General features: G+C 71.0%; 26 protein-coding genes and 2 tRNA genes. 11 read left to right on the forward strand and 17 right to left on the reverse strand.

The genetic code is table 11. The annotated features are described in order from the left end of the window. Nucleotides 1–52 precede the first annotated feature (52 nt). Both cofC and ABD286_RS04970 read left to right on the forward strand, forming a co-directional pair. The gene (cofC, locus tag ABD286_RS04965; protein WP_344190875.1) at nt 53–688 is read left to right on the forward strand and encodes a 2-phospho-L-lactate guanylyltransferase; all 636 of its coding nucleotides are present in this window, start codon (nt 53–55) and stop codon (nt 686–688) included. Nucleotides 689–740: 52 nt separating this feature from the next. Beyond that, complete coding sequence (locus ABD286_RS04970) at nt 741–959, forward strand: hypothetical protein (protein ID WP_344190877.1); 219 nt, start codon at nt 741–743, stop codon at nt 957–959. Here the strand turns inward: ABD286_RS04970 and murA are convergent. The 4 genes from murA to leuC form a co-directional block, all read right to left on the reverse strand. After that, nucleotides 956–2,272, reverse strand: a complete 1,317-nt coding sequence (gene murA / locus ABD286_RS04975; protein ID WP_344190879.1) for a UDP-N-acetylglucosamine 1-carboxyvinyltransferase — start codon at nt 2,270–2,272, stop codon at nt 956–958. The genes ABD286_RS04970 and murA overlap by 4 nt on opposite strands. 97 nt (nt 2,273–2,369) lie before the next feature. Beyond that, nucleotides 2,370–2,969 carry an HU family DNA-binding protein gene (locus tag ABD286_RS04980; protein ID WP_344190881.1) on the reverse strand — a complete coding sequence of 200 codons (600 nt, stop codon included), beginning with the start codon at nt 2,967–2,969 and terminating at the stop codon, nt 2,370–2,372. Nucleotides 2,970–3,377: 408 nt separating this feature from the next. Then, nucleotides 3,378–3,971 carry a 3-isopropylmalate dehydratase small subunit gene (gene leuD, locus ABD286_RS04985; protein WP_344190883.1) on the reverse strand — a complete coding sequence of 198 codons (594 nt, stop codon included), beginning with the start codon at nt 3,969–3,971 and terminating at the stop codon, nt 3,378–3,380. Further along, a complete protein-coding gene (gene leuC / locus ABD286_RS04990; protein ID WP_344190885.1) occupies nt 3,971–5,431 on the reverse strand; it encodes a 3-isopropylmalate dehydratase large subunit in 1,461 nt (486 codons plus the stop codon). Before leuC ends, leuD begins: the two co-directional genes overlap by 1 nt. A gap of 143 nt (nt 5,432–5,574) precedes the next feature. Between leuC and ABD286_RS04995 the strand changes: the two genes are divergently transcribed. Beyond that, the gene (locus ABD286_RS04995) at nt 5,575–6,318 is read left to right on the forward strand and encodes an IclR family transcriptional regulator (protein WP_056883602.1); all 744 of its coding nucleotides are present in this window, start codon (nt 5,575–5,577) and stop codon (nt 6,316–6,318) included. 178 nt (nt 6,319–6,496) lie between these two features. Then, nucleotides 6,497–7,090, forward strand: a complete 594-nt coding sequence (locus tag ABD286_RS05000) for a MerR family transcriptional regulator (RefSeq protein WP_344190887.1) — start codon at nt 6,497–6,499, stop codon at nt 7,088–7,090. Between the two features lie 106 nt (nt 7,091–7,196). Here ABD286_RS05000 and ABD286_RS05005 read toward each other — a convergent pair. From ABD286_RS05005 to gltX, 5 genes are all read right to left on the reverse strand, one after another. Continuing rightward, nucleotides 7,197–7,269, reverse strand: a tRNA-Glu gene (locus ABD286_RS05005). Between the two features lie 109 nt (nt 7,270–7,378). Next, nucleotides 7,379–7,450: transfer RNA gene (locus ABD286_RS05010), tRNA-Gln, on the reverse strand. Between the two features lie 96 nt (nt 7,451–7,546). Beyond that, entirely contained in the window at nt 7,547–7,759 is a 213-nt protein-coding gene (locus ABD286_RS05015; protein WP_344190889.1) for a hypervirulence associated TUDOR domain-containing protein, read from the reverse strand. Continuing rightward, nucleotides 7,756–8,226 (reverse strand): SRPBCC family protein, encoded by a 471-nt coding sequence (locus tag ABD286_RS05020; protein WP_344190891.1) that lies wholly within the window; start codon nt 8,224–8,226, stop codon nt 7,756–7,758. Before ABD286_RS05020 ends, ABD286_RS05015 begins: the two co-directional genes overlap by 4 nt. Further along, nucleotides 8,223–9,749, reverse strand: coding sequence for a glutamate--tRNA ligase (gltX, locus tag ABD286_RS05025; protein ID WP_344190893.1), 1,527 nt, complete (start codon nt 9,747–9,749; stop codon nt 8,223–8,225). Before gltX ends, ABD286_RS05020 begins: the two co-directional genes overlap by 4 nt. A gap of 107 nt (nt 9,750–9,856) precedes the next feature. Here gltX and ABD286_RS05030 point away from each other — a divergent pair, with 107 nt between their 5' ends. Next, nucleotides 9,857–10,540, forward strand: coding sequence for a DUF2306 domain-containing protein (locus ABD286_RS05030; protein ID WP_344190895.1), 684 nt, complete (start codon nt 9,857–9,859; stop codon nt 10,538–10,540). A 65-nt stretch (nt 10,541–10,605) separates the two neighbouring features. On the opposite strand, the gene ABD286_RS05035 is transcribed toward ABD286_RS05030, so the two are convergent. Both ABD286_RS05035 and ABD286_RS05040 read right to left on the reverse strand, forming a co-directional pair. Further along, entirely contained in the window at nt 10,606–11,376 is a 771-nt protein-coding gene (locus ABD286_RS05035; RefSeq protein ID WP_344190897.1) for a fumarylacetoacetate hydrolase family protein, read from the reverse strand. A 20-nt stretch (nt 11,377–11,396) separates the two neighbouring features. Next, nucleotides 11,397–12,350 (reverse strand): GlxA family transcriptional regulator, encoded by a 954-nt coding sequence (locus ABD286_RS05040; protein ID WP_344190899.1) that lies wholly within the window; start codon nt 12,348–12,350, stop codon nt 11,397–11,399. 94 nt (nt 12,351–12,444) lie between these two features. Here ABD286_RS05040 and ABD286_RS05045 point away from each other — a divergent pair, with 94 nt between their 5' ends. Next, the gene (locus ABD286_RS05045; RefSeq protein WP_344190901.1) at nt 12,445–12,624 is read left to right on the forward strand and encodes a hypothetical protein; all 180 of its coding nucleotides are present in this window, start codon (nt 12,445–12,447) and stop codon (nt 12,622–12,624) included. 9 nt (nt 12,625–12,633) lie between these two features. On the opposite strand, the gene ABD286_RS05050 is transcribed toward ABD286_RS05045, so the two are convergent. Next, nucleotides 12,634–13,632: an SGNH/GDSL hydrolase family protein gene (locus ABD286_RS05050; protein WP_344190903.1), complete on the reverse strand. Its 999-nt coding sequence runs from the start codon at nt 13,630–13,632 to the stop codon at nt 12,634–12,636. Between the two features lie 59 nt (nt 13,633–13,691). Here ABD286_RS05050 and ABD286_RS05055 point away from each other — a divergent pair, with 59 nt between their 5' ends. Then, entirely contained in the window at nt 13,692–14,588 is an 897-nt protein-coding gene (locus ABD286_RS05055; protein ID WP_344190905.1) for a 3-methyladenine DNA glycosylase, read from the forward strand. Nucleotides 14,589–14,663: 75 nt separating this feature from the next. Continuing rightward, nucleotides 14,664–16,091 (forward strand): argininosuccinate synthase, encoded by a 1,428-nt coding sequence (gene argG, locus ABD286_RS05060; protein ID WP_344190907.1) that lies wholly within the window; start codon nt 14,664–14,666, stop codon nt 16,089–16,091. A gap of 24 nt (nt 16,092–16,115) precedes the next feature. Here argG and ABD286_RS05065 read toward each other — a convergent pair whose 3' ends face one another. Further along, entirely contained in the window at nt 16,116–16,796 is a 681-nt protein-coding gene (locus ABD286_RS05065; RefSeq protein ID WP_344190909.1) for a response regulator, read from the reverse strand. 143 nt (nt 16,797–16,939) lie between these two features. Between ABD286_RS05065 and ABD286_RS05070 the strand changes: the two genes are divergently transcribed. Together ABD286_RS05070 and ABD286_RS05075 are read left to right on the forward strand one after the other, a co-directional pair. Next, nucleotides 16,940–17,365, forward strand: a complete 426-nt coding sequence (locus ABD286_RS05070) for a response regulator (RefSeq protein ID WP_344190911.1) — start codon at nt 16,940–16,942, stop codon at nt 17,363–17,365. A 165-nt stretch (nt 17,366–17,530) separates the two neighbouring features. After that, on the forward strand, nt 17,531–19,084 hold the full coding sequence (locus ABD286_RS05075; RefSeq protein ID WP_344190913.1) for a PAS domain-containing sensor histidine kinase: 1,554 nt from the start codon (nt 17,531–17,533) through the stop codon (nt 19,082–19,084). A 613-nt stretch (nt 19,085–19,697) separates the two neighbouring features. On the opposite strand, the gene cimA is transcribed toward ABD286_RS05075, so the two are convergent. Continuing rightward, nucleotides 19,698–21,278 carry a citramalate synthase gene (gene cimA, locus ABD286_RS05080; protein ID WP_344190915.1) on the reverse strand — a complete coding sequence of 527 codons (1,581 nt, stop codon included), beginning with the start codon at nt 21,276–21,278 and terminating at the stop codon, nt 19,698–19,700. A 719-nt stretch (nt 21,279–21,997) separates the two neighbouring features. On the opposite strand from cimA, the gene ABD286_RS05085 reads away from it, so the two are divergent. Further along, on the forward strand, nt 21,998–22,735 hold the full coding sequence (locus ABD286_RS05085) for a M50 family metallopeptidase (protein ID WP_344190917.1): 738 nt from the start codon (nt 21,998–22,000) through the stop codon (nt 22,733–22,735). Between the two features lie 73 nt (nt 22,736–22,808). Here ABD286_RS05085 and ABD286_RS05090 read toward each other — a convergent pair whose 3' ends face one another. The 3 genes from ABD286_RS05090 to ABD286_RS05100 all read right to left on the reverse strand — a co-directional run bounded on the left by ABD286_RS05090 (nt 22,809) and on the right by ABD286_RS05100 (nt 25,288). Beyond that, entirely contained in the window at nt 22,809–23,918 is a 1,110-nt protein-coding gene (locus tag ABD286_RS05090; protein ID WP_344190919.1) for a branched-chain amino acid aminotransferase, read from the reverse strand. A gap of 87 nt (nt 23,919–24,005) precedes the next feature. Next, nucleotides 24,006–25,073, reverse strand: coding sequence for a 3-isopropylmalate dehydrogenase (locus ABD286_RS05095; RefSeq protein ID WP_344190921.1), 1,068 nt, complete (start codon nt 25,071–25,073; stop codon nt 24,006–24,008). A gap of 125 nt (nt 25,074–25,198) precedes the next feature. After that, a complete protein-coding gene (locus tag ABD286_RS05100; RefSeq protein WP_344190923.1) occupies nt 25,199–25,288 on the reverse strand; it encodes a 3-isopropylmalate dehydrogenase in 90 nt (29 codons plus the stop codon). Between the last annotated feature and the right edge of the window lie 69 nt (nt 25,289–25,357).

Consider the following 25,357-nt stretch of genomic DNA (forward strand, 5'->3'; position numbering starts at 1 on the left):
GCTCGGCGGGTCGGTGTCGAGCAAGCGCGCCACCACTGCGACGATCGGGGCGATGAGCCCACCGACCACCCTTCCCTGGCGACTCGTCGTGCCCGTGAAGGGTGGGGCCGGCGCCAAGTCCCGCCTGCACCCGCCGCCGGGCGTCGACCGCGAGGACCTCGCCCTGGCCCTGGCCACCGACTGCCTCACCGCCTGCTGCGCCGGTATGCCGCCGGCCCACGTCCTCGTCGTGACCTCCGACCCGCGCGCGGCCGCCGTGGCCGAGGGGCTCGGCGCCGTCGTGGTCGCCGACCCCGGCGCCGGGTTGAACGCCGCCGTCGCGGCCGGTCGCGACCACGCCCTGCGCTCCTCCCCCGGGACGCCGGTGGCGGTCCTTCTCGGGGACCTCCCTGCCCTGCGGCCGGTCGACCTCGTCACCGCCCTGGGCGCTGCGGCGGCGCACCCGATGGCGCTGGTGCCCGACGCAGCAGGTGAAGGCTCCACGCTGCTGACCGCGGTCGACGGGGCCCGGCTGGCGCCGCTGTTCGGGACCGGTTCGGCCGCTGCGCACGAGGCTGCCGGGCACGTGCGCCTCGACCTCGACCTACCCCGGCTGCGCACCGACGTGGACGACGACGCCGCCCTGCGTGCCGCGCTGGCGCTCGGGGTGGGTCCGGCGACCCTCGCCGTGCTCGCAGGGACCTACTGAGCTCCTCCCGTCCACGCCGGGCGCCGGCACACCCCGGGCTACGCTGACGCCCATGCAGGGCAGCGTGCACACGTTCGACGAGCAGACCGGGTCAGGGTCGCTGCTGCTCGACGACGGCCTCGAGGTGACCTTCACGGCCGACGTCTTCGGCGCCAGCGCCCTGCGCCACCTGCGCCCCGGTCAACGGCTGAGCCTCACCGTGGGCGACGGTGGCCGCGAAGTCACCCGGCTGTGGATCGTCGGGATCGGCGACGACCAGGTGATCGGCTAGCCGACCTCGTAGTCGGCGCCGAGCGAGTCGAGCTTCTCCGAGAACCGCTCGTACCCGCGATAGATGAGCTCGATCCCGTGGACCTTGGACTGGCCCTCGGCCGCCAGGGCCGCGATGAGGTAGCTGAACCCGCCCCGCAGGTCCGGGACGGTGATCTCGGCGCCCCGCAACGGCGTCGGTCCGGAGATGACCGCGCTGTGGCGGAAGTTGGCCCGACCGAACCGGCACGGTGACCCGCCGAGGCACTCCTTGTAGAGCTGGACGACCGCGCCCATCTCCCCGAGCGCCTCGGTGAAGCCCAGACGGTTCTCGTAGACCGTCTCGTGGACGATCGACAGGCCGCTGGTCTGGGTGAGGGCGACGACGAGCGGCTGCTGCCAGTCGGTCATGAAGCCGGGGTGCACGTCGGTCTCGAGGACGAGCGAGTTGAGGGTGCCACCGGCGTGCCAGAAGCGGATCCCCTCGTCGTCGATGTCGAAGTCGCCACCGATCTTCCGGAAGACGTTGAGGAACGGCATCATCGCCTGCTGCTGGGCCCCACGGACGTAGATGTCGCCCTTGGTCGCCAGGGCCGCACAGGCCCACGAGCCGGCCTCGATGCGGTCCGGGATCGCGAGGTGGTCGTAACCACCGAGCCGGTCCACGCCGTCGATCTTGATGACCCGGTCGGTCTCGACGCTGATGATCGCGCCCATCTTCTGGAGCACCGCGATGAGGTCGAGGATCTCGGGCTCGACGGCCGCGTTGCGCAGCTCGGTGACGCCCTGGGCCCGGACCGCGGTGAGCAGGACCTGCTCGGTCGTCCCGACCGAGGGGTACGGGAGCTTGATGCGGGTGCCCTTGAGCCCGTTGGGGGCGGTCAGGCGCAGCCCTTCGGGGCGCTTCTGGACGTCGGCACCGAACTGGCGCAGCACGTCGAGGTGGTAGTTGATCGGCCGCTCGCCGATGCGGCAGCCCCCGAGGTCGGGGATGAAGGCCTCGCCGAGGCGGTGCAGCAGCGGCCCGCACAGGAGCACGGGCACCCGTGAGGAGCCTGCGTGCGCGTCGATGTCGGCGACGTGGGCCTGCTCGACGTTCGTGGGGTCGAGCAGCAGCTCGCCGTCACGGTCGGTCGAGTCGATCTTGACCCCGTGCAGCTCGAGCAGGCCGGAGACGATCTTGACGTCGGAGATCTCCGGGACGCCCCGGAGGCGGCAGGGGTCCTCCGCCAGCAGCGCCGCCACCATGGCCTTGGAGACGAGGTTCTTGGCCCCGCGGACCTCGAGGTCTCCGACCAGCGGCGAGCCACCATTCACGGTGAGGATGTTTGCCATGGCGCAAGCATCCCACCATGCCCCTCCCGACGTGCGACAGAGGTCGACACCGTCGGGGGTGTCGACCTCTGTCGGGTGCGCCGGAGGGCGGTCCGGGTCAGGCCTTCTTGGCCGTGCGCTTGACCGCAGCCTTCTTCGCGGGAGCGGCCTTCTTGGCGGGAGCCGCCTTCTTGGCCGGGGCGGCCTTCTTGACGACGGCCTTCTTCGCCGGTGCAGCCTTGGTGGCCACGGCCTTCTTGGCGGGAGCCGCCTTCTTGGCCGGAGCGGCCTTCTTGACGACGGCCTTCTTCGCCGGTGCAGCCTTGGTGGCCACGGCCTTCTTGGCGGGAGCCGCCTTCTTGGCCGTGGCGGACTTCGCGGCCGCGGTCTTCGACGTGCCGGCCGATGCGCGGGCGCCGGCGACGGCGGCCTTGGGCAGGGAGCGCGGGTTCTTGACGACGTCCTTGAACGCCGAGCCGGCGCGGAACTTCGGGACCACGGTCTTCTTGATCTTCACCGACGCGCCGGTGCGGGGGTTGCGACCGGTCCGGGCGGCCCGAGCAGCCTGCTCGAAGGTGCCGAAACCGGTGATGGCGACACTGCCGCCCTTGGCGACCTCACGGATGATCACGTCGACGACGGCGGTGAGCGCGTCGCTTGCCGCCTTGCGGCTGCCGAGCCGGGACTCGAGCTCCTTGATCAGTTCTGCCTTGTTCACGGCTTCCCCTCCACAGGGTTGGTGGTGTCGGACACCCTCTGTCCGACGAGGTGGGCGGCCGAGCCACTGCCCGACGTGGGTCCGACGTTAGGGCTGTTGGCCGTGCGAGTCCACCACAACGGACACGCTGATCCATTGTGTCGCAACGGATTCAGGCCCAGATGCACCCCCGTCGGGGAGCGGGGAGGCGTGGGCCGACCTGGCGCCCCCACGCCTCTCACCCTCGGCCATGACCTGCAGGGACGCACTGATCCCGTTGGGGCACAATGAGTTTCGGCCCTCCCGGGCAACACGGAGGCCCGCCCGGCGGACGCGACAGGACCCCGGCACGGTCGGCCGGGGCCCTGTGTGGACAGGCATATCGAGCCCGTCAAAGGTTTTTCTGCGCCTGCGTCGGCGCGCCGTGGTTCAGGCGACCGTCGTGGAGGGCTTCCAGCTCGGTCGGCGGCCCTCGAACTCGGTGACGTCCTGCTCGTGGCGCAGCGTCAGGCTGATGTCGTCCAGGCCCTCGAGCAGCCGCCAGCGGGTGTAGTCGTCGACCTCGAACGGCGCCACGATGTCACCGGCCGTGACGGTCCGGGAGACGAGGTCCACGGTCACCGAGGAGCCTGGCTCGTTCTCGAGGTACTTCCAGATCAGCTCGATGTCGTCCTGGCTCACCTGGGCCGTCAGCAGCCCCTGCTTGCCGCTGTTGCCGCGGAAGATGTCGGCGAACCGCGAGGACAGCACGACGCGGAAGCCGTAGTTCATCAGCGCCCAGACGGCGTGCTCGCGCGACGAGCCCGTCCCGAAGTCCTGCCCGGCCACGAGCACCGACCCGGCGGCATACGAGGGGTTGTTGAGGATGAACGTGTCGTCACGGCGCCACGCCGCGAACAAGCCGTCCTCGAACCCCGTGCGCGTCACGCGCTTGAGGTAGACGGCCGGGATGATCTGGTCGGTGTCGACGTTGCTGCGGCGCAGCGGCACCCCGATGCCGGTATGGGTCGTGAAGGCGTCCATCAGTAGCTCCCCTCGCTCGCGGGCTGGGTGGTGGTCCGGGCGGCGTCCCCGCCACCCACGCCGGCGTCGACGAGGTCGGCCGGGCTGGACAGCGTGCCGCGCAGGGCGGTGGCTGCGGCGACGAGCGGGCTGACGAGGTGGGTGCGACCACCCTTGCCCTGGCGCCCCTCGAAGTTGCGGTTGGAGGTCGACGCGCTGCGCTCCCCCGGAGCGAGCTGGTCGGGGTTCATGCCCAGGCACATCGAGCAGCCGGGAAGGCGCCACTCGGCCCCTGCGTCGGTGAAGACCTGGTCCAGGCCCTCCTGCTCGGCCTGCAGGCGCACCCGCGCGGAACCCGGCACGACGAGCATCCGCACGCCTTCGGCGACCTTGTGGCCCTTGACGACCTCCGCGGCGGCACGCAGGTCCTCGATGCGGCCGTTGGTGCACGAACCGACGAAGACCGTGTCGACGCGGATCTCGCGCAGCGGCGTGCCTGCCGTCAGGCCCATGTACTCCAAGGCGTGTCGGGCGGCAGCCTTCTCGTTGTCGTCGCCCATCGTCTCGGGGTCCGGCACGGCGGCGCTGAGCGGCAGGCCCTGGCCGGGGTTGGTGCCCCAGGTGACGAACGGCGTGAGCGCCGTGGCGTCGAGGTCCACCTCGGCGTCGAAGACGGCGTCGTCGTCGCTGCGGAGGGTGGACCAGTCAGCCACGGCGGCGTCCCAGTCGGCACCGGTCGGGGCGTGGTCGCGGCCCTGGAGGTAGTCGAAGGTGGTCTGGTCGGGAGCGATCATGCCGGCGCGGGCACCTGCCTCGATCGACATGTTGCACACCGTCATGCGGGCTTCCATGGACAGCGCACGGATGGCGCTGCCGCGGTACTCGAGGACGTAGCCCTGGCCGCCGCCGGTGCCGATCTTCGCGATCACCGCGAGCGTGATGTCCTTCGCGGTCACGCCGGGCTGGAGGTCGCCCTCGACGTTGATCGCCATCGTCTTGAACGGCTTGAGGGGCAACGTCTGGGTCGCCATGACGTGCTCGACCTCGGAGGTGCCGATGCCGAACGCCAGTGCGCCGAAGGCACCGTGGGTCGAGGTGTGGCTGTCGCCGCAGACGATCGTCATGCCGGGCTGGGTGAGGCCACGCTGGGGGCCGACGACGTGGACGATGCCCTGCTCGGCGTCACCCATCGGGAACAGCCGGACGCCGAACTCCTCGCAGTTGCGCCTCAGCGTCTCGACCTGGGTCCGGCTCACGAGGTCGGTGATGGGGCCGGGCGTGGTCGGAACGTTGTGGTCCTCGGTGGCCAGGGTGAGGTCGGGTCGACGCACCGTGCGGCCGGCGAGCCGGAGGCCGTCGAAGGCCTGCGGCGAGGTCACCTCGTGGATGAGGTGGAGGTCGATGTAGAGGAGGTCTGGTTCGCCTTCCGCGCGACGCACCACATGGGCGTTCCACACCTTCTCGGCCAAAGTTCCTGACACGTGTCCTACTCCTCCGTCGCGTCCTGCAGTCCTGCTCGCGCGCGTGTTTCGTCGATGCGCCACGCCGCGCGGATCTCCCACGTTGGCACGCACGACACGCCCCCGGATTTGCGTCTCATCGAATGAGACGGCAATATCATCCCATGGACAACACGAGTGGAGTCGGCGTTCTCGACAAGGCAGCCATCGTCCTGGGTGCCCTCGAGGCCGGGCCGTCGACCCTTGCGCAGCTGGTCACCGCGACCGGCCTGGCCCGCCCGACGGCCCACCGGCTCGCCGTCGCCCTCGAGCACCACCGACTGGTCACCCGCGACCTCCAGGGCCGCTTCGTGCTCGGGCCGCGGCTCGCCGAGCTGGCCGCGGCCGCCGGCGAGGACCGGCTGCTTGCTGCCGCAGGGCCGGTGCTCGGCGCCCTGCGGGACCACACCAACGAGAGCGCCCAGCTGTTCCGCCGTCAGGGCGACCACCGCATCTGCGTCTCTGCCGCGGAGCGTCCGGTCGGCCTTCGCGACTCGATCCCGATCGGCGCGACCCTGTCGATGCTCGCGGGCTCGGCCGCCCAGGTGCTGCTCGCCTGGGAGGAGCCGGACCGCCTGCACCGTGGCCTGCACGGCGCGAAGTTCACCGCCACCACGCTGTCCGGCGTCCGCCGCCGTGGCTGGGCCCAGAGCGTCGGCGAGCGCGAGGCCGGTGTCGCCTCGGTGTCCGCGCCCGTGCGCGGCCCGTCCGGGCGCGTCGTCGCCGCGGTCTCGATCTCCGGGCCGATCGAGCGGCTGTCGCGCCAGCCCGGGCGCCTGCACGCCGCCACGGTCATCGCCGGCGCCAACAAGCTGACCGAGGTCCTGGCCCGCCACCACGCGCAGCAGCAGCAGCAGAACCACGCCTGACCGTACGCGCGACAGCACCCGGCAGGGCTCGACCACCGGACAGCGCGCCATACCGTCCACTCCATTCCACGCGCGCGGAGCGGGGTTTGATCGGCAACACGGACCGTGCACGTGCCGGTGTCGCCGAACAACCCCCGCCTCGTCGCGTCGTCGCGGGGGTTGGATAGTGTCGCTGCCCATGCGCATGTCCGAGCTCTCCGAACGCAGCGGCGTCGCCGTCCCGACGTTGAAGTACTACCTGCGCGAAGGGTTGCTGCCGGCAGGCGAGAGCCTCGGCGCGACGAGGGCGGACTACTCCGACGAGCACCTGCGACGGGTGCGGCTCGTCCGGGCACTCATCGACGCCGGGGTGAGCGTCGCCGAGGCCAAGCGGGTCACCGAGGCCCTCGACGACCCGCCGAGGTCGCGGCACGACCTGCTCGGCCGCGCGCAGTACGCCCTCCCGGCTCCCCACGCCGACACCCCCGTGAGCGAGGAGGTGATGGCCCTGCTGGCAGGGCTGGGATGGGCCGTCACGCCCGACTCCCCCGCGTTGCACTCGCTCAGCGGCGCGATCGCCGCAGCCCGTTCAGCCGGCGTGCCGCTGCCACCGGAGGCGCTCCGGGGGTACGCCGAGGCGACCGAGGGCGTCGCTGCCGTCGACGTCGCGAACGTCCCGACCGACGACCTCGCCTCTGCGCTGCACCGGGTCGTCGCCGGCACCGTGCTCGTGGACCCGGTCCTGGCCGCACTGCGCCGACTGGCCCAGGAGCACATGAGCAGCCAGCGCTGACGCCACCGCCATCACCGCCACCGGCCTCGCGCCACACGCGCACACCGGATAGGGGCCCGGACATGCGCGAAGGCCCCCGCCCTGGTGGGCGGGGGCCTTCTGCGAGTAGCCCCGACGGGATTCGAACCCGCGCTACCGCCTTGAGAGGGCGGCGTGCTAGGCCGCTACACAACGGGGCCCTAGCTGGTTTCGCCCGGCGCCTTGCGGCTCCGGGCAGCGGAGAGAACCTTACCGAATGGTGGGGGAATTCTCCGAATCGGCGTGCGTCCCAAAGGACTTGCGCCTGAGCTGGGGTACCAGGACTCGAACCTAGAATGACGGTACCAGAAACCGTAGTGTTGCCAATTACACCATACCCCAAGGGGGTATCACGACCCGCGCGCCCGAAGGCCTTCAGGTTGTGAACCGAGAAGCGATACTACCGGTCCGCCCCACCCCGCCCAAATCGGCTCTCGCTCAGGACTCGCGCAGCTCGCTGCGGAGCTTGAGGACGGTCGTCCCGTCCTCCTGCTCGATGACGTATGCGGGGTCGTCGTCGCTGCCGTTGCGCGTGATCTCCGAACCCTTGATGGTCCGGGTGACCGAGTCGTGGTGCACCTCGGAGATGGTCCCCTCGGCGGTCCCCTGACCCCAGGACCAGGACACCGAACTTCCCTTGCGCAGACTCATGAGTGCTTCCCCTCGTTGACGGTGCGTGCATCGGACTCGGCCACGGACCTGAGCTTGACCAGTGTCTCCCGGATGCCCCGACGGTTGCGCTTCGGGAAGCCGAGCGCCTCGATGAGGAGGCGTGGCGGGGCGGCATACATCGAGTAGTCGAAGGATTCCGTGACGCGGGTGCCGGTGCCGACGGGCTCGAGCTCGTAGCGCCAGCGGTGGCCGCCGAAGTGGCGCCACGCGATCAGGCGACCCTCCTCGAACTCCACGACGCGGTTGCTGATCCGGTAGGAGAGGCCGGCGAGCTTCATGTCCACACCGAACGTCGCCCCACGGCTGAGCCGCGCGGGCCCGGACACGGTGTCGCGCACCGACCCCGAGCCGTCGATCCGCGAGTGCTGGCGCGGGTCGGCGAGGATCGCGAAGACGACCTCCGCCGGGGCCTCGACGTCGATGGAGGACGAGACGACCCGGCTCATGGGGCCAGCTCGTCGCGCAGCCGGGCGAGGCGGGTGAGGGTCGACGTCTTGCCGAGGATCTCCATGGACTCGAACAACGGCGGGCTGATCCGCTGCCCGGACACCGCCGTGCGCAACGGACCGAAGGCGAACTTGGGCTTGATGCCCATGCCCTCGACGATCGCTGCACGCAGGGCGGCCTCGATCTCGGCGGCGACCCAGCCGCTCTCGGAACCCAGGGGGCCACTGGGTGTGTCGTCGATGGACTCCAGCGCCGTCACCGCAGCGGTCAGCACCTGACCGGCGTCGTCCTTGAGCTGCGCGCGTGCGTCGTCGGCGATGACCACGGCGTCGTCGGCGACGTAGAACGGACCGACCAGGGCCGGCGCCTCGGTCAGCAGGGCCATGCGGGTCTGGATCAGCTCGGTGACCTTCTCGAGCCGGCCGAGCTCGCCGAGGCTGGGGTTGCCCGAGAGGACACCGGCAGTCTCGAGGTGGGGCAGCAGGCGCGAGGCGAGGTCGCGGACCTCGAGGCCCCGGATGTGCACGCCGTTGAGCCACTCGAGCTTCTTCAGGTCGAAGATCGGCCCCACGGGGTTGACCTTGCGCCAGTCGAAGTCGGTCGAGAACTCGTCGAACGTGAACACCTCGACGTCCTCGCCGCCCTCACCCTCCTTTGGCGGATAGGCAAGCAGCGCAAGGAAGTTCACGAGGGCCTCGGGCAGGTAACCCTCCTCGCGGAACCACGTGAGACGCGCCGCGGGGTTCTTGCGCTTGGAGATCTTGGACTTGTCGGTGTTGCGCAGCAGGGGCATGTGCGCCCACTTCGGCGGCTCCAGCCCGAGCCAGCGGTAGAGCAGGATGTGCTTGGGGGTGCTGGAGATCCACTCCTCGCCGCGGACGACGTGGGTGATGCCCATCTCGTGGTCGTCGACGACGACGGCGAGGTGGTAGGTCGGGAAGCCGTCGGCCTTGAGGATCACCTGGTCGTCGGGGCGAGGTGCCGAGACGCGTCCGCGGATGAGGTCCTCGAACTGCAGCTCGACGTCCTCGGGGATGAGCATGCGCACGACGGGCGTCTCGGAGAACCCGGGCAGCTCGGCGCGCTCCTCACGGGTCTTGCCGTGGCAGAGCCGGTCGTACCCGGTGGGCAGCTTGGACTTCTGCTGGATCTCGCGCATGGTCGACAGACGCTCGGTGGAGCACCAGCAGTGGTACGCCTTGCCCTCGTCGAGCAGCCGCTCGACGTAGGGACGGTAGGTGTCCAGCCGCTCGGACTGGCGGTACGGCGCGTACGGCCCGCCCACATCGGGGCCCTCGTCCCAGTTCAGCCCCAGCCAGTGCAGGGTGTCGTACACCTGCTGCTCGCTGTCCTCGCGGAACCGCGCCCGGTCGGTGTCCTCGATGCGCAGGACGAAGGAGCCGCCCTGCTGGCGCGCGAACGCGAGGTTGAACAACGACATGTAGGCGGTGCCGACGTGGGGGTCACCCGTCGGGGACGGGGCGACGCGCAGGCGGGGGGCGGTGGGGGTCTGCTCACTCATGGTGACCCGATTCTAGGGATGGGCCACCGCGGCGGCCCGGCGGCCGTGCGCGGCCCCGGCCCGGGCAGTGGTTGTCAGATCCCCCCGAACCGGCACAGACTGCCCTCGTGGGGATCGCGACACGGCAGGACCGGTCGGCACGGGTGCGGCCGGTCGGCGTGCTCATCGCCGTCCTCGTGACCATCATCCTCGTCTTCTTCGTGCGCCGGCTCTTCAGCGACGTCCCCCACATCGTGGGCGGCACCGTCCCGGACGACGACCTCGCAGAGATGTACGTCGCCCACCCCTGGCTGGCCTACGGCCACATCGTTCCCGGTGTGGTCTACCTCCTCGGCGCCCCCTTCCAGCTCTCGCAACGGTTCCGGAGTCGCCACTACACGTTGCACCGTCGGCTCGGCAGGGCCCTGCTCGTGTGCGCCCTCGTGTCAGGGGCGCTCTCGGTGGTGCTCGGCGTCGTGTTCGCCTGGGGCGGGAGCGCGGAGACGAGCGCCTCCGTGGTGTTCGGGTCGTGGTTCGTCGTGTGCCTCGTCCTTGCCTTCCGCGCCATCCGGGGCGGCCAGGTGGCGCAGCACCGACGGTGGATGGTCCGGGCGTTCGCCGTGGGTCTGGGTGTCGCGACGATCCGCATCTGGGTGGGCCTATTCACCGGCGTCGAGATCGGTCTGCTCGGCATGGGCGACGAGACGATGCCGCTGCGTGCGACGTTCGGGATCGCCTTCTGGCTCGGGCTGTCCATGCACGTCGCCTTCGCCCAGTGGTGGCTGCGCCGCACCCCCGACCTCCAGGGCTGAGCCCCGACGGTGAGGAGGTATGGCGCGGGGCCGGCCCCGCGCCATACCTCCTGCGAGCGGCGTGCCTAGCGGCGGACGAACGGGTTGGACAGCGTCCCGATGCCCTCGATCTCGACCTCGACGCGCTGGCCACCCTCGACGGGGCCCACACCGGCTGGGGTGCCGGTGAGGATGACGTCACCGGGCAGGAGCGTGAAGGCCTTGGAGGCGTAGGAGACCAGGGTGGCCACGTCGTGGACCATGTCCGCGGTCGTGCCGTCCTGGACGACCTCGCCGTCCAGACGGGTCCGCAGCGAGAGGTTGGCGGGGTCGAGGTCGGTCTCGATCCACGGGCCGATGGGGCAGAAGGTGTCCATGCCCTTGGCGCGGGCCCACTGGCCGTCGCCGCGCTGCAGGTCGCGGGCGGTGACGTCGTCGGCGACGGTGTAGCCGAAGACCACCTTCGAGACCTCCTCCGGCTCGATGTCCTTGCAGAGCCTGCCGATGACGACGGCGAGCTCGCCCTCGTAGTGCACCTCGGAGGTGACCGGCGGAAGCACGACGGGCTCGCCCGGACCGATGACGGCGGTGTTGGGGATGAGGAACATCAGCGGCTCGGTCGGGGCCTCGCCACCCATCTCCTTGGCGTGGTCGGCATAGTTCTTGCCGATGCCGATGACCTTGCTGCGCGGGATGACCGGCGCGAGGAGGCGCACCTCCTCCACGAGGTGGGTCGCCCCCGTCAGCTCGATCTTCGTGTAGAGCGGGTCGCCGGTGATCTCGGCGATCTTCTCCCCTGCCCCGTCGACCAGTCCGAAGACCGGGTCCTCTCCGGTCGTGAATCTCGCGATGCGCATGACGTCGAGCCTATCGGCGGTCAGCGCGAGGAGAACTCCCGGCGGTAGCGCTGCGGCGAGGTGCCCACGACCGACTGGAAGTGGGTGCGCAGCAGCGCGGCCGACCCGAAGCCGCTGTGCGAAGCGACCGAGTCCACCGGGAGGTCGGTCTGCTCGAGCAGCTCGCGGGCCCGCAGCACCCGCTGCTGCACGATCCACCGGTGCGGCGTCGTGCCCGTCTCTGCGACGAACCGGCGGGCGAACGTGCGCTCCGACATCATCGCCAGCCGCGCGAGGTCGGGGACGGTGTGCGGCTCGTCGAGGTTCTCGGTGATGTGGTTGAGGACCGGCTGGATGCTCTCGCAGCTGGTCTCCGGGAGCGGCGCCTCGACGTACTGCCGCTGGCCGCCGTCCCGTTGCGGCGGGACGACCATGCGGCGCGCGATCCGCGTCGCCACCGCACTCCCGAGCTCGCGGCGCACGAGGTGCAGGCAGGCGTCGATGCCGGCTGCGGTACCTGCCCCGGTGATGATCGAGCCCTCGTCGATGTAGAGGACGTCCATCGAGACCCGGGTCCGCGGGAAGCGTCGGGCGAACTGCTCGGCGTAGCGCCAGTGCGTCACCGCACTTCGCCCGTCGAGCAGGCCGGTCTCCCCCAGGACGAAGGCCCCGGTGCAGATGGACAGGACCGTCGCGCCACGGCGGTGCGCCTCGCGGATCGTCTCGAGCAGCGGCTCGGGGTAGGTGTCGCGCACCCCACCGGCGGGGATGACGACGAGGTCGGCGTCGACGGCGTCCGCCCATGCGTGGCTCGGGACGAACTGCCCGCCGCTGGTCGTGTCCACAGGCACCCCGGCCGTCTCGCCGCAGGTGAGGAACGTGAACGGCGGCACTCCGTCGTCGGTGCGGTCGAGGCCGAACACCTCGCAGGCCACCGACATCTCGAACATCGCCATGGGGTTCGTGGCCAGGGCCGCGATCGTGGTGAGCGCCATCGCGCCATCATGCCACGACGAGTGGCAGATAAGTGGTGAACCCCGTCAGTTCTGCCACTCGTGGCGGCAATCTTGCGAGCGCATGATTACAGCCATGACCATCATCCTGCTCCTGGCCTTCGTCGCCACCCTCGTCGTCGCCCTCGAACGGCACCACCGCCGGACCTGGGCCCTGCCCCGCGCCCCGCACGGCGCGGACTCCTCCATCGCCTTCACCGACCTCGACCACGACGTCGACCGGGTCCTCCATGACGTCGAGGCCCACCGCGCCTGACGCCGACCGTCAGCGCAGCTGGGCCACGACGGCACGGGCCATCACGGCATACCCGGCGTCGTTGGCGTGGAAGTCGAAGCGAGGCGGGGCCATCCACGTCCACTGGAGGATCCGCGCGAGGTTGGTCGGCAGCCGGCCGACGTCCTTGACCGTGGTGGGCGTGGTGACCGTCGTCTGGAAGGCCGTCGCCACGTCGGCCACACGGGCGCCGCTCGCCGCGGCACTGCGCGCGATGACGCCGTTGACCTTGGCCAGCTCCGTCACCGACTTCTGGCCGAGCCCGGCGTCACCGAGCAGGTCGAGGACGAGGAACGGGTCGTAGTAGTTGAGGACGACGACCTGGGCCTTCGGCGCCGCGGCCCGCAGGCGGCTCGTGATCTGCGGCAGGTTGTCCGACAGCGTCGCGAGCGCCGGCGTGGTGCACGACGGCTTCAGCCCGCCGAACCCGCAGCGGGCGACGTCGTTGCCGCCGATGTCGAGGGTGACGAGGCGGGTGTCGGCTGCGTTCTCGCGCAGGAACGCCTCGGCGGCGGCCAGCTGCGTGCCCTCGTCGTAGGTGCACCCGCCGCCTTCCAGCATCGAGGTCGTGGTCTCGCCGGAGCAGGCGAGGTTGACCAGCTGCGTGGGCCCGTCACGTTCCTCGAGCGCGGCGCGGACCGCCCCGACGTAGCCCTCGGTCCGGTGGTCGGCACCGTTCTGGAAGCCGGCGGCGAGCGAGTCACCGAGGGCGAGGTAGTAGCCGGTGCCCGCAGGCGCCGACGACGGCGGGGAGATCGTCGACCCGGAGCCGGGTGCCGTCGAAGAGGGTGGTGCGGACGTGGTCGGTCCGGACCTCGGAGGGGACGTCGGCGCGGAGGTGGTGGGCGCGGAGGTGGTGGACGCGGTCGACGGGGCAGGGGCGCCGCCGAGCACCCGGTCGACCGCCCCGGTCGTGAACCCGACCACGGCGCCGACCCCGAGCAGCAGCGCGAGCACGGCGAGCACCGCGGCGAGGCGGCGACGGTTCATGGGGCCACGGTGCCACGGCTGGCTGGGAACCCCCTGGGCCGGGTTACCCTGCTGCGGCGATGGAGACAGGGCAGACGGGACCGGTGGCGCTCACGCGCGAGCAGTGGGCGACCCTCGAGACGGCCCATGGCGCGCGCGCCGACGCCGCGACGGCGGGGCACCGGGCCCGACGGGGCGAGTCGGTCGCCCACCCCGTCGAGGACTTCCTCTTCACCTACTACCCGTTCCGCCCCGCGCTCCTGCGCCGGTGGCACCCAGGACCCGGCGTCCGCCTCGAGGACGCCGCCACGTCACCCCGCGCGCAGTGGAAGCACTACCGGGTGATGGGCAGGGACGTCGAGCTGGACGTCGCGGCATACGTCGCCCAGCGCAGCCGCACCCTCGACTTCGTGAGGGAGCTCCTCACCGCCACCGCCAGCCGCCCGGCTCAGCTCGGCTGCTTCGGACTGCACGAGTGGGCGATGGTCTACGGCCTGACGCCCGAGCAGGTGCGGCACTCCGCCTGGCCGCTGCGCCTGGGCGCCGAAGGCACCGACGAGGTCGTCCGCGGCCAGCAGATCAGGTGCACGCACTTCGACGCCTTCCGCTTCTACACGCCGCCGGCGCGCTCGCTCAACCTCCTGCAACCGACGCGCGAGAGCCAGGTCGCGCTCGAGCAGCCGGGCTGCCTGCACGCCGGGATGGATCTCTACAAGTGGGCGATGAAGCTTGCGCCCGCGGTCCCCGGCGACCTGGTCCTCGACTGCTTCGACCACGCGGGTGCGATCCGCGAGCTCGACATGCGCGCCTCCCCCTACGACCTCAGCGACCTCGGCTACGAGCCCGTGCGGATCGAGACCCCGCAGGGACGGGCTGAGTATGCCGCCGCGCAGCGCGGGTTCGCCGAGCGCGGCCAGGTGCTGCGCGAGCGGCTGGTCACGGCGATCGACGCGGTGCACCAGCTCGCACCCACCTGATCGGCGGCACCGGCCCGCCGCCCGCAGTTTGGTCCGTTTCGTGGGTGCGGCACCGGGGGCTCTAGTCTGGTCGCCGTGTCCAAAGTTCTGACGTCCCTGCCCGTTGGTGAACGTGTCGGGATCGCCTTCTCAGGCGGTCTGGACACCTCTGTCGCAGTCGCGTGGATGCGTGAGAAGGGGGCGATCCCCTGCACCTACACGGCCGACCTCGGCCAGTACGACGAGCCGGAGATCGACACCGTCCCGGATCGCGCCGGACAGTACGGCGCAGAGCTCGCCCGCCTGGTCGACTGCCGCGGCCCGCTCGTCGAGGAGGGCCTGTCCGCGATCGCGTGCGGGGCGTTCCACATTCGCAGCGGCGGCCGCACCTACTTCAACACGACGCCGCTGGGCCGCGCCGTGACCGGCACGCTGCTGGTGCGCGCCATGAAGGACGACGGCGTCGACATCTGGGGCGACGGGTCCACCTACAAGGGCAACGACATCGAGCGGTTCTACCGCTACGGGCTGCTGGCCAACCCGTCCCTGCGGATCTACAAGCCGTGGCTCGACGCCGACTTCGTCACCGAGCTCGGTGGCCGCAAGGAGATGTCGGAGTGGCTCACCGCCCGCGACCTCCCCTACCGCGCCAGCACCGAGAAGGCCTACTCCACCGACGCCAACATCTGGGGCGCCACCCACGAGGCGAAGACCCTCGAGCACCTGGACGAGAGCCTCGAGATCGTCGAGCCGATCATGGGCGTGCGGTTCTGGGACGAGTCCGTCGCGATCGCCACGGAGGACGTCACGGTCCGCTTCGAGCAGGGCCGTCCGGTCGCCATCAACGGCAACGACTTCGGCGGCGACCCGGTCGCGCTGGTCGACGAGGCCAACAAGGTCGGTGGTCGCCACGGACTCGGCATGTCCGACCAGATCGAGAACCGCATCATCGAGGCCAAGAGCCGCGGCATCTACGAGGCTCCTGGCCTGGCCCTGCTGCACATCACCTACGAGCGCCTCCTCAACGCGATCCACAACGAGGACACCATCGCCAGCTACCACGCGGAGGGTCGTCGCCTCGGTCGCCTGCTGTACGAAGGCCGTTGGCTGGACCCGCAGTCGCTCATGCTGCGCGAGTCGCTCCAGCGCTGGGTCGCCTCCGCGGTCACGGGCGAGGTCACCCTGCGCCTGCGCCGCGGCGAGGACTACTCGATCCTCGACACCGCCGGCCCCGCGTTCAGCTACCACCCCGAGAAGCTCTCGATGGAGCGCACCGAGGGTGCGGCCTTCGGACCCGTCGACCGCATCGGGCAGCTGACCATGCGCAACCTCGACATCGCCGACTCCCGAGCCAAGCTCGAGCTGTATGCAGCGCAGGGCCAGCTGGTGGCTCGTCACCAGGCTCTCGTGGGCGACCTCGAGCCCGGTGGCGCGAAGGCGATCTCGTCGAATCCCTTTGCGGCGCAGCTCGACTCGGACGATGACGCGCTCGACCGTGCAGCGATGGAGTCCGGCACCGACTGAGGCGGCTCCCCGTGCTGACGCGCCTCAGCCGGGCGGGTCGAGCAGTCCGCGCTGGATGGCGATGGACATCGCCTCGAGCTTGCTGTGCGCGCCCAGCTTGGCCGACAGGTTGGACACGTGGTTGCGGACGGTGTTGACGCTCACGACCAGCTCCGCCGCGATGGCGGCGTTGGACATGCCCTGGGCCAGCATCGCGAGGACCTCGTCCTCACGGCGGGTCAGGGTGGGCACCGGTGCGCTCACCCGGGTGAGCCTGGGCAGCAGCCGGGCCAGCATCTCCGAGGAGATCGACGCCTCGCCCTGGGCCGCGGCGCGGACGGCGGAGGTGACCTCGGCGAGGCTGCGCGTCTTGGAGAGGAACCCCGCGGCCCCGGCTTCCAGGGCGCGGACGAGGACGTCGTCGGAGCTCGACCCCGTGAGGACGAGGACGTTCATGCTGGGGCGCAACGCCTTCAGGTCGCGGATCGCATCCACCCCGTCGCCGTCGGGGAGCCGCCGGTCGAGCACCAGGACGTCGGGAGCCGAGGACTGCACGCGTGCCCGCGCCTGGGCCAAGGTGCTGGCCAGTCCCACGGACACCACGTCGGGCTCGTCGTCGAGGACCCGGGCCAGGCTCGCAGCCATCACCTCGTGGTCGTCGACGATGAGCACGCGTATCGGCTCCGTGACGCGGCGGTCGTCCCCGCCGTCCTCGACATCAGTCATGTCCCCTCCCGGCACCTAGTATCCATGCACTAGGTGGCGCGGCGCGCGTGCACCGCCAAATTGGCACCGAGTACCGCCACCATGGACTTCCTGAGGTCGCGGTCAGCGACAGCGCCTCCCCCTCGATCAGGACAGGCAGGTCCGTGTCCCACCTCCGCGTGCTGATTGCCGACGACCACCCGCAGATGCTCGCCGCGATGGTCCACGTGGTCGAGTCCGACAGCCGCTTCCTCGTCGTCGGCACCGCCACCAACGGGCACGACGCACTCCAGGTGGCGATCGACTCGGAGGTCGACATCGCCCTGCTCGACGTGCGCATGCCCGGCGGTGGCCCGGCAGCGGTCGCCGCGTTCGTCGCCCTGCCGTCACCGCCCGTCGTGGTGGCCGTCTCTGCCGAGACAAGCCTGAGCACGGTCGCCGCCATGGTGGGCGCCGGCGCCGTCGGTTACCTCGCCAAGGGTCGGATCGGCGAGAGCCTGCCCGAGGTGCTCGCCCAGTGCGCCGCGGGCGAGGTGGTGCTGGCGACGGGCTCCGGTGCGGGGGCGCTCCGGATGCTGCTCGGCAACTGACCGCGCTCTCCGGCTGGTCGCCGCCCGGCCGATCCGCCCGCCCGGGACTCACGCCACCAGGGTGCAGTCCGGACCGCGCCGTCCCATCAACCGCCCGGCCGTGGTGGACTGCGGTGCTCGCACCTAGCATGGGCGACCAGCAGCCGGGAGGCGAGGGGACCACTCATGGCAGACGGCACGAGGTCGACGACGACCGAGCACGCAGGGCTGGGTCCTCAGGTGTTCTTCGGGATGGACGCCAACGGGGTCTGCACGCTCTCCGTGGGCTCAGGGCTGGCGGCCCTGGGGTTCGCGCCGGGAGAGCTGGTCGGGACCGACCTGCGTGAGCTCTACCGCGAGGACGCGATGAGCATCGAGTCCCTGGAGCGCGCCCTCGCCGGCGAGCGCCACAGCCACGAACGAGAGTTCGAGGGGCGGCGGCTCGTGCTGCACTTCGAACCGATCCACGACGACGACGGCTCGGTGTCCGGTGCCATAGGCATGACGATCGACGTGACGGAGCAGCGCCGGGCCGAGGAGGAGGCTCGCGACAGCCGGGCCCGCGCCCTGGACCTGTCCTCCGACCTGCGCCGCTTCAAGGCCCTCGTCGAGGCGTCCCCGGACTTCATCGCCATCGCCGCCCTCGACGGCACGGTCGAGTACGTCAACCCGGGCGGGCGCCGGCTCATCGGGATGTCACGCGAGCACGACGTCAGCACCACCACGATCTCCGACTACCTCACCCCGGAGGGCCTGGAGCTCTCGCTCCAGGTCGAACAGCCGGCCGTGGTGCGCGACGGCCACTTCGAGGGTGAGACGACCCTCAAGCACCAGGATGGCAGCGCCATCCCCGTGGCCGTCGCGAGCTTCCTCATGTTCGACATCACCACCGGCGAGCCCTTCGCCCTGGCCACGGTCCAACGCGACATCAGCGACCGCGTCGCCGCAGACACGGCCATGAGCGCACTCGTCGAGCAGCGCACCGCCCTGCTCACCCGCCTCGTCGACGCCCAGGACGCCGAGCGCAACCGCATCGCCGCCGACGTCCACGACGACCCCGTGCAGGCCATCGCCGCGGTCGACCTGCGGATGGGACTGCTGCGACGGCGCCTGCGCGAGCACGCGCCCGACCTGCTGCCCGAACTGGACGGCCTCCAGGAGACGTTGAGCGGAGCGACCGAGCGCCTGCGGTCACTGCTGTTCGACCTCGAGCCACCCAACCTCGAGGTGCGCGGGCTGGCCGGCGCACTCCAGCGCGCCGTGGAGGAGATCTTCGAGGGCACCGAGCTGCACGGCAAGGTCGACGGCTCGGCGGAGCCGGCGATGCCCGAGGCGACCCGAGCCGTGGCATACCGCATCGTCAAGGAGGCCTTGGTCAACGCACTCAAGCACGCCAAGGCGCGGCAGGTCCTTGTCACGGTCGCGGGTGCCGACGGGGGTCTGACGGTCGAGGTGCACGACGACGGCATCGGCCCGGGCCAGGCGCTCCACGGCTCGGCGCCCGGTCACCGCGGTGTCTCCGGCATGCAGGACCGCGCCACCCTGGCCGGGGGTCGGTGCACGATCGGCGAGAGCCCGCACGGCGGCACCCTCGTGTCCCTGTGGCTCCCGGGACCCGGCGCCGCACCGAGCGGTCCTCCCGGCCTGGGCGCAGGGCTCGGCCTGACCCTGGCCGCCAGCCAGAGCACCCGGCCCCAGCCGCAGGCCGACGCCGACGACCGCAGCGACGACGACGACTGAGGCTTACTCCCCATACGGTGCCTGCGCACTAGGCAGGATCGCGCTGCGGCACTGGGTGCCGGCCGCCCTTGTGGGAGAAGGTGAAGGTACGTCGACCGGCCCGCGTCCCCTGAGGGCCGGTCGGCGCTCGACGTCCCCGGGCCCGCCCGGGCCTGCCCGGGACGTCACGCCCAGTCACTGGTGTCCATGCACTAGGCAAGATGCGACGCTCGCATCGGGTTTGCCCCTTGTGGGGTGGGCCAGACTGGTCCTACGAGCTCCGGTGATCCCCCCGCCTCACCCGCGCACCGGTCTCGTCGTGACGAGCACCGTTCGGCCCCTCCCCCCTGCACGGGTCCGATCGGTGCTCGTCCCATGTCCGGGGCCGTCCGCCCCGGACGCCGCGAGACCCAGCTGTCATGGTGCTGGTGTCGATGCACTAGGCGAAATGCGACGCTCGCATCGGGTTCGTCCCCAGGCCGATCGGCCAGACTGGTGCTACGAGCTCCGGTGATCCCCCCACTTCACGTGCGCCGAGCTCGTCGTGACGAGCACCGTTCGGCCCCTCCCCCCCTGCACGGGTCCGATCGGTGCTCGTCCCATGTCCGCGGCCATCCGGCTCCGAGGGACAGGGTCAGCGGACGGAGACCCCGGCGCGGACCAGGCCGTACGTCACGCCCTCCACGAGCGCCTGCCACGATGCCTCGAGGATGTTGCCCGCGACGCCGATGGTCTCCCAGGACGTCGTGCCGTCGGAGGTCTCGATGAGGACACGGGTGACGGCGTCGGTGCCATGGGCGGCGTCGAGGATGCGGACGCGGAAGTCGATGAGCTCGAGCTTGGCCAGCTCCGGGTAGGCCGGGGTGAGCGCCTGGCGGAGGGCGTGGTCGAGGGCGTTCACCGGGCCGTTGCCCTCCCCGGTCGCGACGACGCGCTCCCCGCCGGCGACCACCTTGACGGTCGCCTCGGACAGTGCGGACTCCTCGCCACGTGCGTCCGTGATGACGCGCCACGACTCCACGGCGAAGAAGTCGAGTCCCTTGCCCTCGACCTCACGCCGCAGCAGCAGCTCGAACGAGGCGTCGGCGGCGTCGAACGTGTAGCCCCGCAACTCGAGGTCCTTGACCTTGGCGAGGACACCGCTGAGCAGCTCGTCGTTGCCCGACAGGTCGTACCCCAGCTCTCGGCCCTTCAGCTCGATGCTGGCGCGACCGGCCATGTCCGACACCAGCATTCGCATGTCGTTGCCCACGTGCATCGGGTCCGTGTGCTGGTACAGGTCGGGGTCGATTCGGATGGCGCTGGCGTGCAGGCCGGCCTTGTGCGCGAAGGCGCTGGCCCCGACGTAGGGCTGGCGGCTGTACGGCGGGACGTTCGTGATCTCGCTGATGGAGTGGGCGATCCGCGTCGCCTCGCGCAGACGACCGGTTTCGAGCAGGGGCAGGCCCTGCTTGATCTGCAGGTTGCTCACGACGGTGAGCAGGTCGGCGTTGCCGGTGCGCTCGCCGTACCCGTTGATCGTCCCCTGCACGTGCGTGGCGCCTGCGTCCACGGCAGCCATGGAGTTGGCCACCGCGCAGCCGGTGTCGTTGTGGCAATGGATCCCCACGCGCGCCGACGTGCTGCCCACCGCGTCGGCGACGACGTCGGCGATCTGGTGCGGGAGCATCCCGCCGTTGGTGTCGCACAACGCGACGACCTCGGCGCCGGACTCCATCGCCGCCCGGACGACCTCGAGAGCGTAGGCCCGGTCGGCGGCATACCCGTCGAAGAAGTGCTCCGCGTCGAGGAAGACGCGCCGACCCTCGCCGGCGAGGAAGGAGACGGTGTCGCGCACCATCTCCAGGTTCTCCTCCAGGGTCGTGCGCAACGCGGTCTCCACGTGGCGGACGTGGGACTTGGCCACGAGCGTGACCACGGGGGCGCCGGAGTCGACGAGGGCGCGGACCAGCGGGTCGGTGGCCGCGCGACCGCCGGCCCGCCTGGTCGCGCCGAACGCCGCGAGGGTGGCGTTGCGAAGCGTGAGATCGCGCTGGGCGCGGGCGAAGAACTCGGTGTCCTTGGGGTTCGCCCCCGGCCAGCCGCCCTCGATGAACCCGACCCCGAGCTCGTCGAGGTGTACCGCGATGGCGAGCTTGTCCGACACGGAGAGGTTGAGCCCCTCCTGCTGCGCTCCGTCGCGCAGGGTGGTGTCGTAGACGTGCAGGTCGCTCATCGTGGTGGTCCCGTCGGGTCATCGGTGCAGTCGAGTCGTGTGGTGCGTGTGGTCCTGGTGGTTCATTCTCCCCTGTCGCGCCTCCGGGGCCGGGGATGGTGGCCTGGCGAAGGTCCTGACAAAGCAAAAGACCCCCCGGGTGTGGGAGGTCTGCGCGACGAGGAGGTCTCGTCGCGCTAGTCGATAATCACCATGGTGGTCGCCATGTGCCAGGAGGTCATGCGCTTACTGTGGCACGCGCCGTCCGCCGACTGAACCCCCGTTCCGGATGATGGTCAAAGCCACTGGACGCCGCACCCCGTGAGGTCTCAGCCGTCCGACCAATTGGTCTGTGCCACAACGGTTCAGACCCTGTGGGTGACCCCTGACCGTTGTCAGTGGTCGCCGATAGCAACGCCGCCCTGCTCTGCCGCGCCCCACCACACCCTCGTCCACCAACAGCGCTACGCCGGCCGCGTCGCCCGCGACGACGACAGCGGAGCACAGGCCGGCGCAGTGGGCTGGCCTCATCGGGAGAGGCAGGCCGCGGGTCGAGTGGGACCTGACCATCGGGTCCTACGACACCGCCCTGGACCAGTGGCGCAGACGAAGGCGACCCCGCTCCATACCCGCTGCAGCCTGAGCGGACGATGGCCGACGCCACCACGAGCGCCCCGGGGTGAGCCGCGCACGAGACGCCCGCTGACGGCAGGCACAGGGTGGGCAGTGAGGATGTTCCCGTGCTCCTCCTCACCACTGCCGCCGACGGACAGGCGACCGACCTCTGGCGCGAGGTGGCGCTGCGCCTGCAGCCCACCGCCGGTGCCATACCGACCTGGCCAGCCGTGGTCGTGGTGCTCGCCGCCGTCCTCGCCGTGGTGCTCGTCCCGTCGTGGTGGACGCAGGTCAGGGTCGTCGTCACCGTCGTGCACGAGCTGGGCCACGGCCTCGTGGGGACCCTCTTCGGTCGCCGCTTCACCGGACTCGTCCTGCGCGGGGACATGTCGGGCCACGCGGTGACCGTCGGCCCTGCACGCGGTCTCGGCCGGGTGCTGTGCACCTGGTCCGGCTATCCCGCCCCCGCGGTCGTCGGAGCCTTCTCGCTGCACGCGGTCGGCGCCGGGTGGGCGCCGCCTGCTCTCGGTGCCACGGCGCTTGTCCTGCTCCTCACCCTGGTACGGGTTCGGTCCGCCTACACCGCCGCCGTGATGGTGGCCCTCACCGCCGTGACCGGGGCGCTCTGGTGGTGGGCGGCGCCGGCGGTGCAGGGCGGCGTCCTGCTGGGCACCGGCTCGTTCCTCCTCGTCGGCGCCTGGCGCCACCTCGGAGCGGTCGTTCGCCGGCCCGGCGGCCAGTCCGACCCGGCGGTCCTCGCCGGGCTGACCCGCCTGCCGCGCTGGCTCTGGAACGCGAGCTTCGTCCTCGTGCTGGCAGCCTCGACGTGGTGGGCGCTGCGCAGCCTGCTGGCGATGGGTTGATCGCCCCGCCCGGACGAGGACGCGCGCCGGGCCACGAGGGCCCGACGCGCGTTCGGTGGAGCTGACCGTTCTCTCAGACGAGCCGGGTCAGCCAGCCGTGGGTGTCCTCGGCGCGGCCGTACTGGATGTCGAGCAGCTTCTCGCGGATGCTCCGGGTGACCGGTCCGTAGTCGACACCGTTGCGGTGGTCGCAGCTGCCGCCGTCCCACTTGAGCTCGCCGACGGGCGTGATGACCGCTGCGGTGCCGCAGGCGAAGATCTCGGTGATCTCGCCGCTGTCGGCTCCGTCCTTCCACTCCTGGATGGGGATCCGCCGCTCCTCGGGCTCGAGCCCCATCTCCTTGGCGAGCGCCAGCACCGACGAGCGGGTGACCCCCTCGAGGATCGAGCCGGTGAGCTCCGGGGTGATCAGGCGGTTGTCGCGGGTCACGAAGAACAGGTTCATGCCGCCGAGCTCCTCGACGTACGTGTGCGTCGAGGAGTCCAGGAACACCGCCTGGTCGCAGCCGTTCTCGATGCCCTCGAGCTGGCCCGCGAGACTGGAGGCGTAGTTGCCGCCACACTTGGCCGCACCGGTGCCGCCATCGCCGGCCCGGGCGTAGTCCATCGAGAGCCACAGTGTCACGGGCTTGATGCCGCCGGTGAAGTAGGCCCCGGCCGGGGACGCGATGACGGAGTACGTCACCTCCGACGCCGGGCGGACGCCGAGGAAGGCCTCCGACGCATACATGAACGGACGCAGGTAGAGGCTGGCCTCACCACTGGTGCCGGACGGCACCCACGCCTGGTCGACCTCGACCAGCGCGCGCAAGGAGGCGATGAAGTCCTCCTCCGGCAGTTCCGGAAGCGTCATGCGACGGGCGCTGCGGATCATGCGCTGGGCGTTGGCCTCGGGGCGGAACGTCCAGATGGAGCCGTCCTCGTGGCGGTAGGCCTTCATGCCCTCGAAGATCTCCTGCGCGTAGTGCAGGACGGCCGCGGACGGCATGAGGGAGATCGGCCCGTATGCGGTGACCTTGCCGTCGTGCCATCCCTCCCCCTTCGTCCACGTCAGGGTGAGCATGTGGTCGGTGAAGGTGGTCCCGAAGCCAGGGTTGGCCAGTACCGCCTCACGCTCCGCGTCCGGCCGCGGATCGGTGCGGCGGGTGACCTCGAAGGTCAGCGGGGCGGTGGTCTGGCTCATGGAGTCCTCCTGCGTCGTTGCGGATCTCCTGCCGAGGTTACCCGCCGGACTGGCACCCCCGGCAGGAGACTCAGGTGCAGCCGTGACTCAGAGGCGCGAGGCGATCGCGTCGCCCACCGCGGTGGTGCTGCGTACGCTCGTGCCGCGCTCGGCGAGGTCGGCGGCGACCGCCCGCTCGACCCGCTGCGCCTCCTCGGTCCGACCGAGGTGCTCGAGCAGCATGGAGACGGACAAGATCGTCGCCGTCGGGTCGGCCTTGGCCTGACCGGCGATGTCGGGGGCCGACCCGTGGACCGGCTCGAACATGCTCGGCGCGGTGCCCTCGGGGTTGATGTTGCCGCTCGCTGCCAAGCCGATGCCGCCGGCGATGGCGGCCGCGATGTCGGTGATGATGTCGCCGAAGAGGTTGTCGGTGACGATGACGTCGAACCGGCCCGGGTCGGTCGCCAGGAAGATCGTGGCGGCGTCGACGTGCTGGTAGGCGGTCTCCACGTCGGGGAACTCGGCCCCGACCTCCTCGACCGTCCGACGCCACAGGTGACCCGCGTGCGTGAGGACGTTGTGCTTGTGGACGAGGGTCAGGTGCTTGCGCGGACGGGCTGCCGCACGGGCGAAGGCGTCGCGGACGACGCGTTCCACGCCGAACCGCGTGTTGACGCTCACCTCGGTGGCGATCTCGTGGGGAGTCCCGGTACGCAGCGAGCCACCGTTGCCGACGTACGGCCCCTCCGTGCCCTCCCGGACGACGACGAAGTCGATGCCGTCGGGGGCGACGCGCTCGACGGCCAGGGGGCTCTGGACACCGGGGTAGAGCTTGGCGGGTCGCAGGTTCACGTAGTGCTGCAGGGCGAACCGCAGCGGCAGCAGCACACCACGCTCGAGGACGCCGCTCGGGACGGTCGGGTCGCCGATGGCACCGAGGAGGATGGCGTCGTGGCCGCGCAGCTCCTCGAGGACCGAGTCGGGCAGCGTCTCACCGGTCGCGTGCCACCGACGGGCGCCCAGGTCGTACTCCGTCGTCGAGAACTTCGGCCCCGAGCCGCCGGTCACCGCATCGACGACCTTGAGGCCCTCCGCGACGACCTCTGGGCCGATGCCGTCTCCGCCGATGACGGCGAGGTTGACGGTGTCGGTGCTGGAGGCGTGGGTGGACATGCCGACCAGCCTAGAAGCGGTCTTGCGATCTGATACCTGCGTCTCACATGACGAACGGCCCCGGCGGGTCGCCTGGGGCCGTTCGTCGTGCGGTGCGCTCTCGCGGCACCGCCGTCGGTCTGTGGTCAGTCGTCGGAGTGACCCTGCTCGCGCAGGTCCATCGACTCCTGCAGTGCCTGACGTGCCTTCTGTGCTTCTTCGCTCATGTCGGTCATTCCTTCGTGGATTCTCCTGTGCAGCACAGGGATTCGGGTCTGGAGAGTTCTGCGGGGGCCGCTCCCGGA

This window comes from Pedococcus aerophilus (genome assembly GCF_039532215.1).
Classification (GTDB): Bacteria; Actinomycetota; Actinomycetes; order Actinomycetales; family Dermatophilaceae; genus Pedococcus; species Pedococcus aerophilus.

Bases quoted from the DNA above. Each gene is read 5' to 3' on its own strand.
- cofC (WP_344190875.1), top strand. From the start codon at position 53: ATGAGCCCACCGACCACCCTTCCCTGGCGACTCGTCGTGCCCGTGAAG.
- ABD286_RS04970 (WP_344190877.1), top strand. From the start codon at position 741: ATGCAGGGCAGCGTGCACACGTTCGACGAGCAGACCGGGTCAGGGTCG.
- murA (WP_344190879.1), bottom strand. From the start codon at position 2,272: ATGGCAAACATCCTCACCGTGAATGGTGGCTCGCCGCTGGTCGGAGAC.
- leuD (WP_344190883.1), bottom strand. From the start codon at position 3,971: ATGGACGCCTTCACGACCCATACCGGCATCGGGGTGCCGCTGCGCCGC.
- ABD286_RS04995 (WP_056883602.1), top strand. From the start codon at position 5,575: ATGGACAACACGAGTGGAGTCGGCGTTCTCGACAAGGCAGCCATCGTC.
- ABD286_RS05000 (WP_344190887.1), top strand. From the start codon at position 6,497: ATGCGCATGTCCGAGCTCTCCGAACGCAGCGGCGTCGCCGTCCCGACG.
- ABD286_RS05015 (WP_344190889.1), bottom strand. From the start codon at position 7,759: ATGAGTCTGCGCAAGGGAAGTTCGGTGTCCTGGTCCTGGGGTCAGGGG.
- ABD286_RS05020 (WP_344190891.1), bottom strand. From the start codon at position 8,226: ATGAGCCGGGTCGTCTCGTCCTCCATCGACGTCGAGGCCCCGGCGGAG.
- gltX (WP_344190893.1), bottom strand. From the start codon at position 9,749: ATGAGTGAGCAGACCCCCACCGCCCCCCGCCTGCGCGTCGCCCCGTCC.
- ABD286_RS05035 (WP_344190897.1), bottom strand. From the start codon at position 11,376: ATGCGCATCGCGAGATTCACGACCGGAGAGGACCCGGTCTTCGGACTG.
- ABD286_RS05040 (WP_344190899.1), bottom strand. From the start codon at position 12,350: ATGGCGCTCACCACGATCGCGGCCCTGGCCACGAACCCCATGGCGATG.
- ABD286_RS05045 (WP_344190901.1), top strand. From the start codon at position 12,445: ATGACCATCATCCTGCTCCTGGCCTTCGTCGCCACCCTCGTCGTCGCC.
- ABD286_RS05050 (WP_344190903.1), bottom strand. From the start codon at position 13,632: ATGAACCGTCGCCGCCTCGCCGCGGTGCTCGCCGTGCTCGCGCTGCTG.
- ABD286_RS05055 (WP_344190905.1), top strand. From the start codon at position 13,692: ATGGAGACAGGGCAGACGGGACCGGTGGCGCTCACGCGCGAGCAGTGG.
- ABD286_RS05065 (WP_344190909.1), bottom strand. From the start codon at position 16,796: ATGACTGATGTCGAGGACGGCGGGGACGACCGCCGCGTCACGGAGCCG.
- ABD286_RS05075 (WP_344190913.1), top strand. From the start codon at position 17,531: ATGGCAGACGGCACGAGGTCGACGACGACCGAGCACGCAGGGCTGGGT.
- cimA (WP_344190915.1), bottom strand. From the start codon at position 21,278: ATGAGCGACCTGCACGTCTACGACACCACCCTGCGCGACGGAGCGCAG.
- ABD286_RS05090 (WP_344190919.1), bottom strand. From the start codon at position 23,918: ATGAGCCAGACCACCGCCCCGCTGACCTTCGAGGTCACCCGCCGCACC.
- ABD286_RS05095 (WP_344190921.1), bottom strand. From the start codon at position 25,073: ATGTCCACCCACGCCTCCAGCACCGACACCGTCAACCTCGCCGTCATC.
- ABD286_RS05100 (WP_344190923.1), bottom strand. From the start codon at position 25,288: ATGACCGACATGAGCGAAGAAGCACAGAAGGCACGTCAGGCACTGCAG.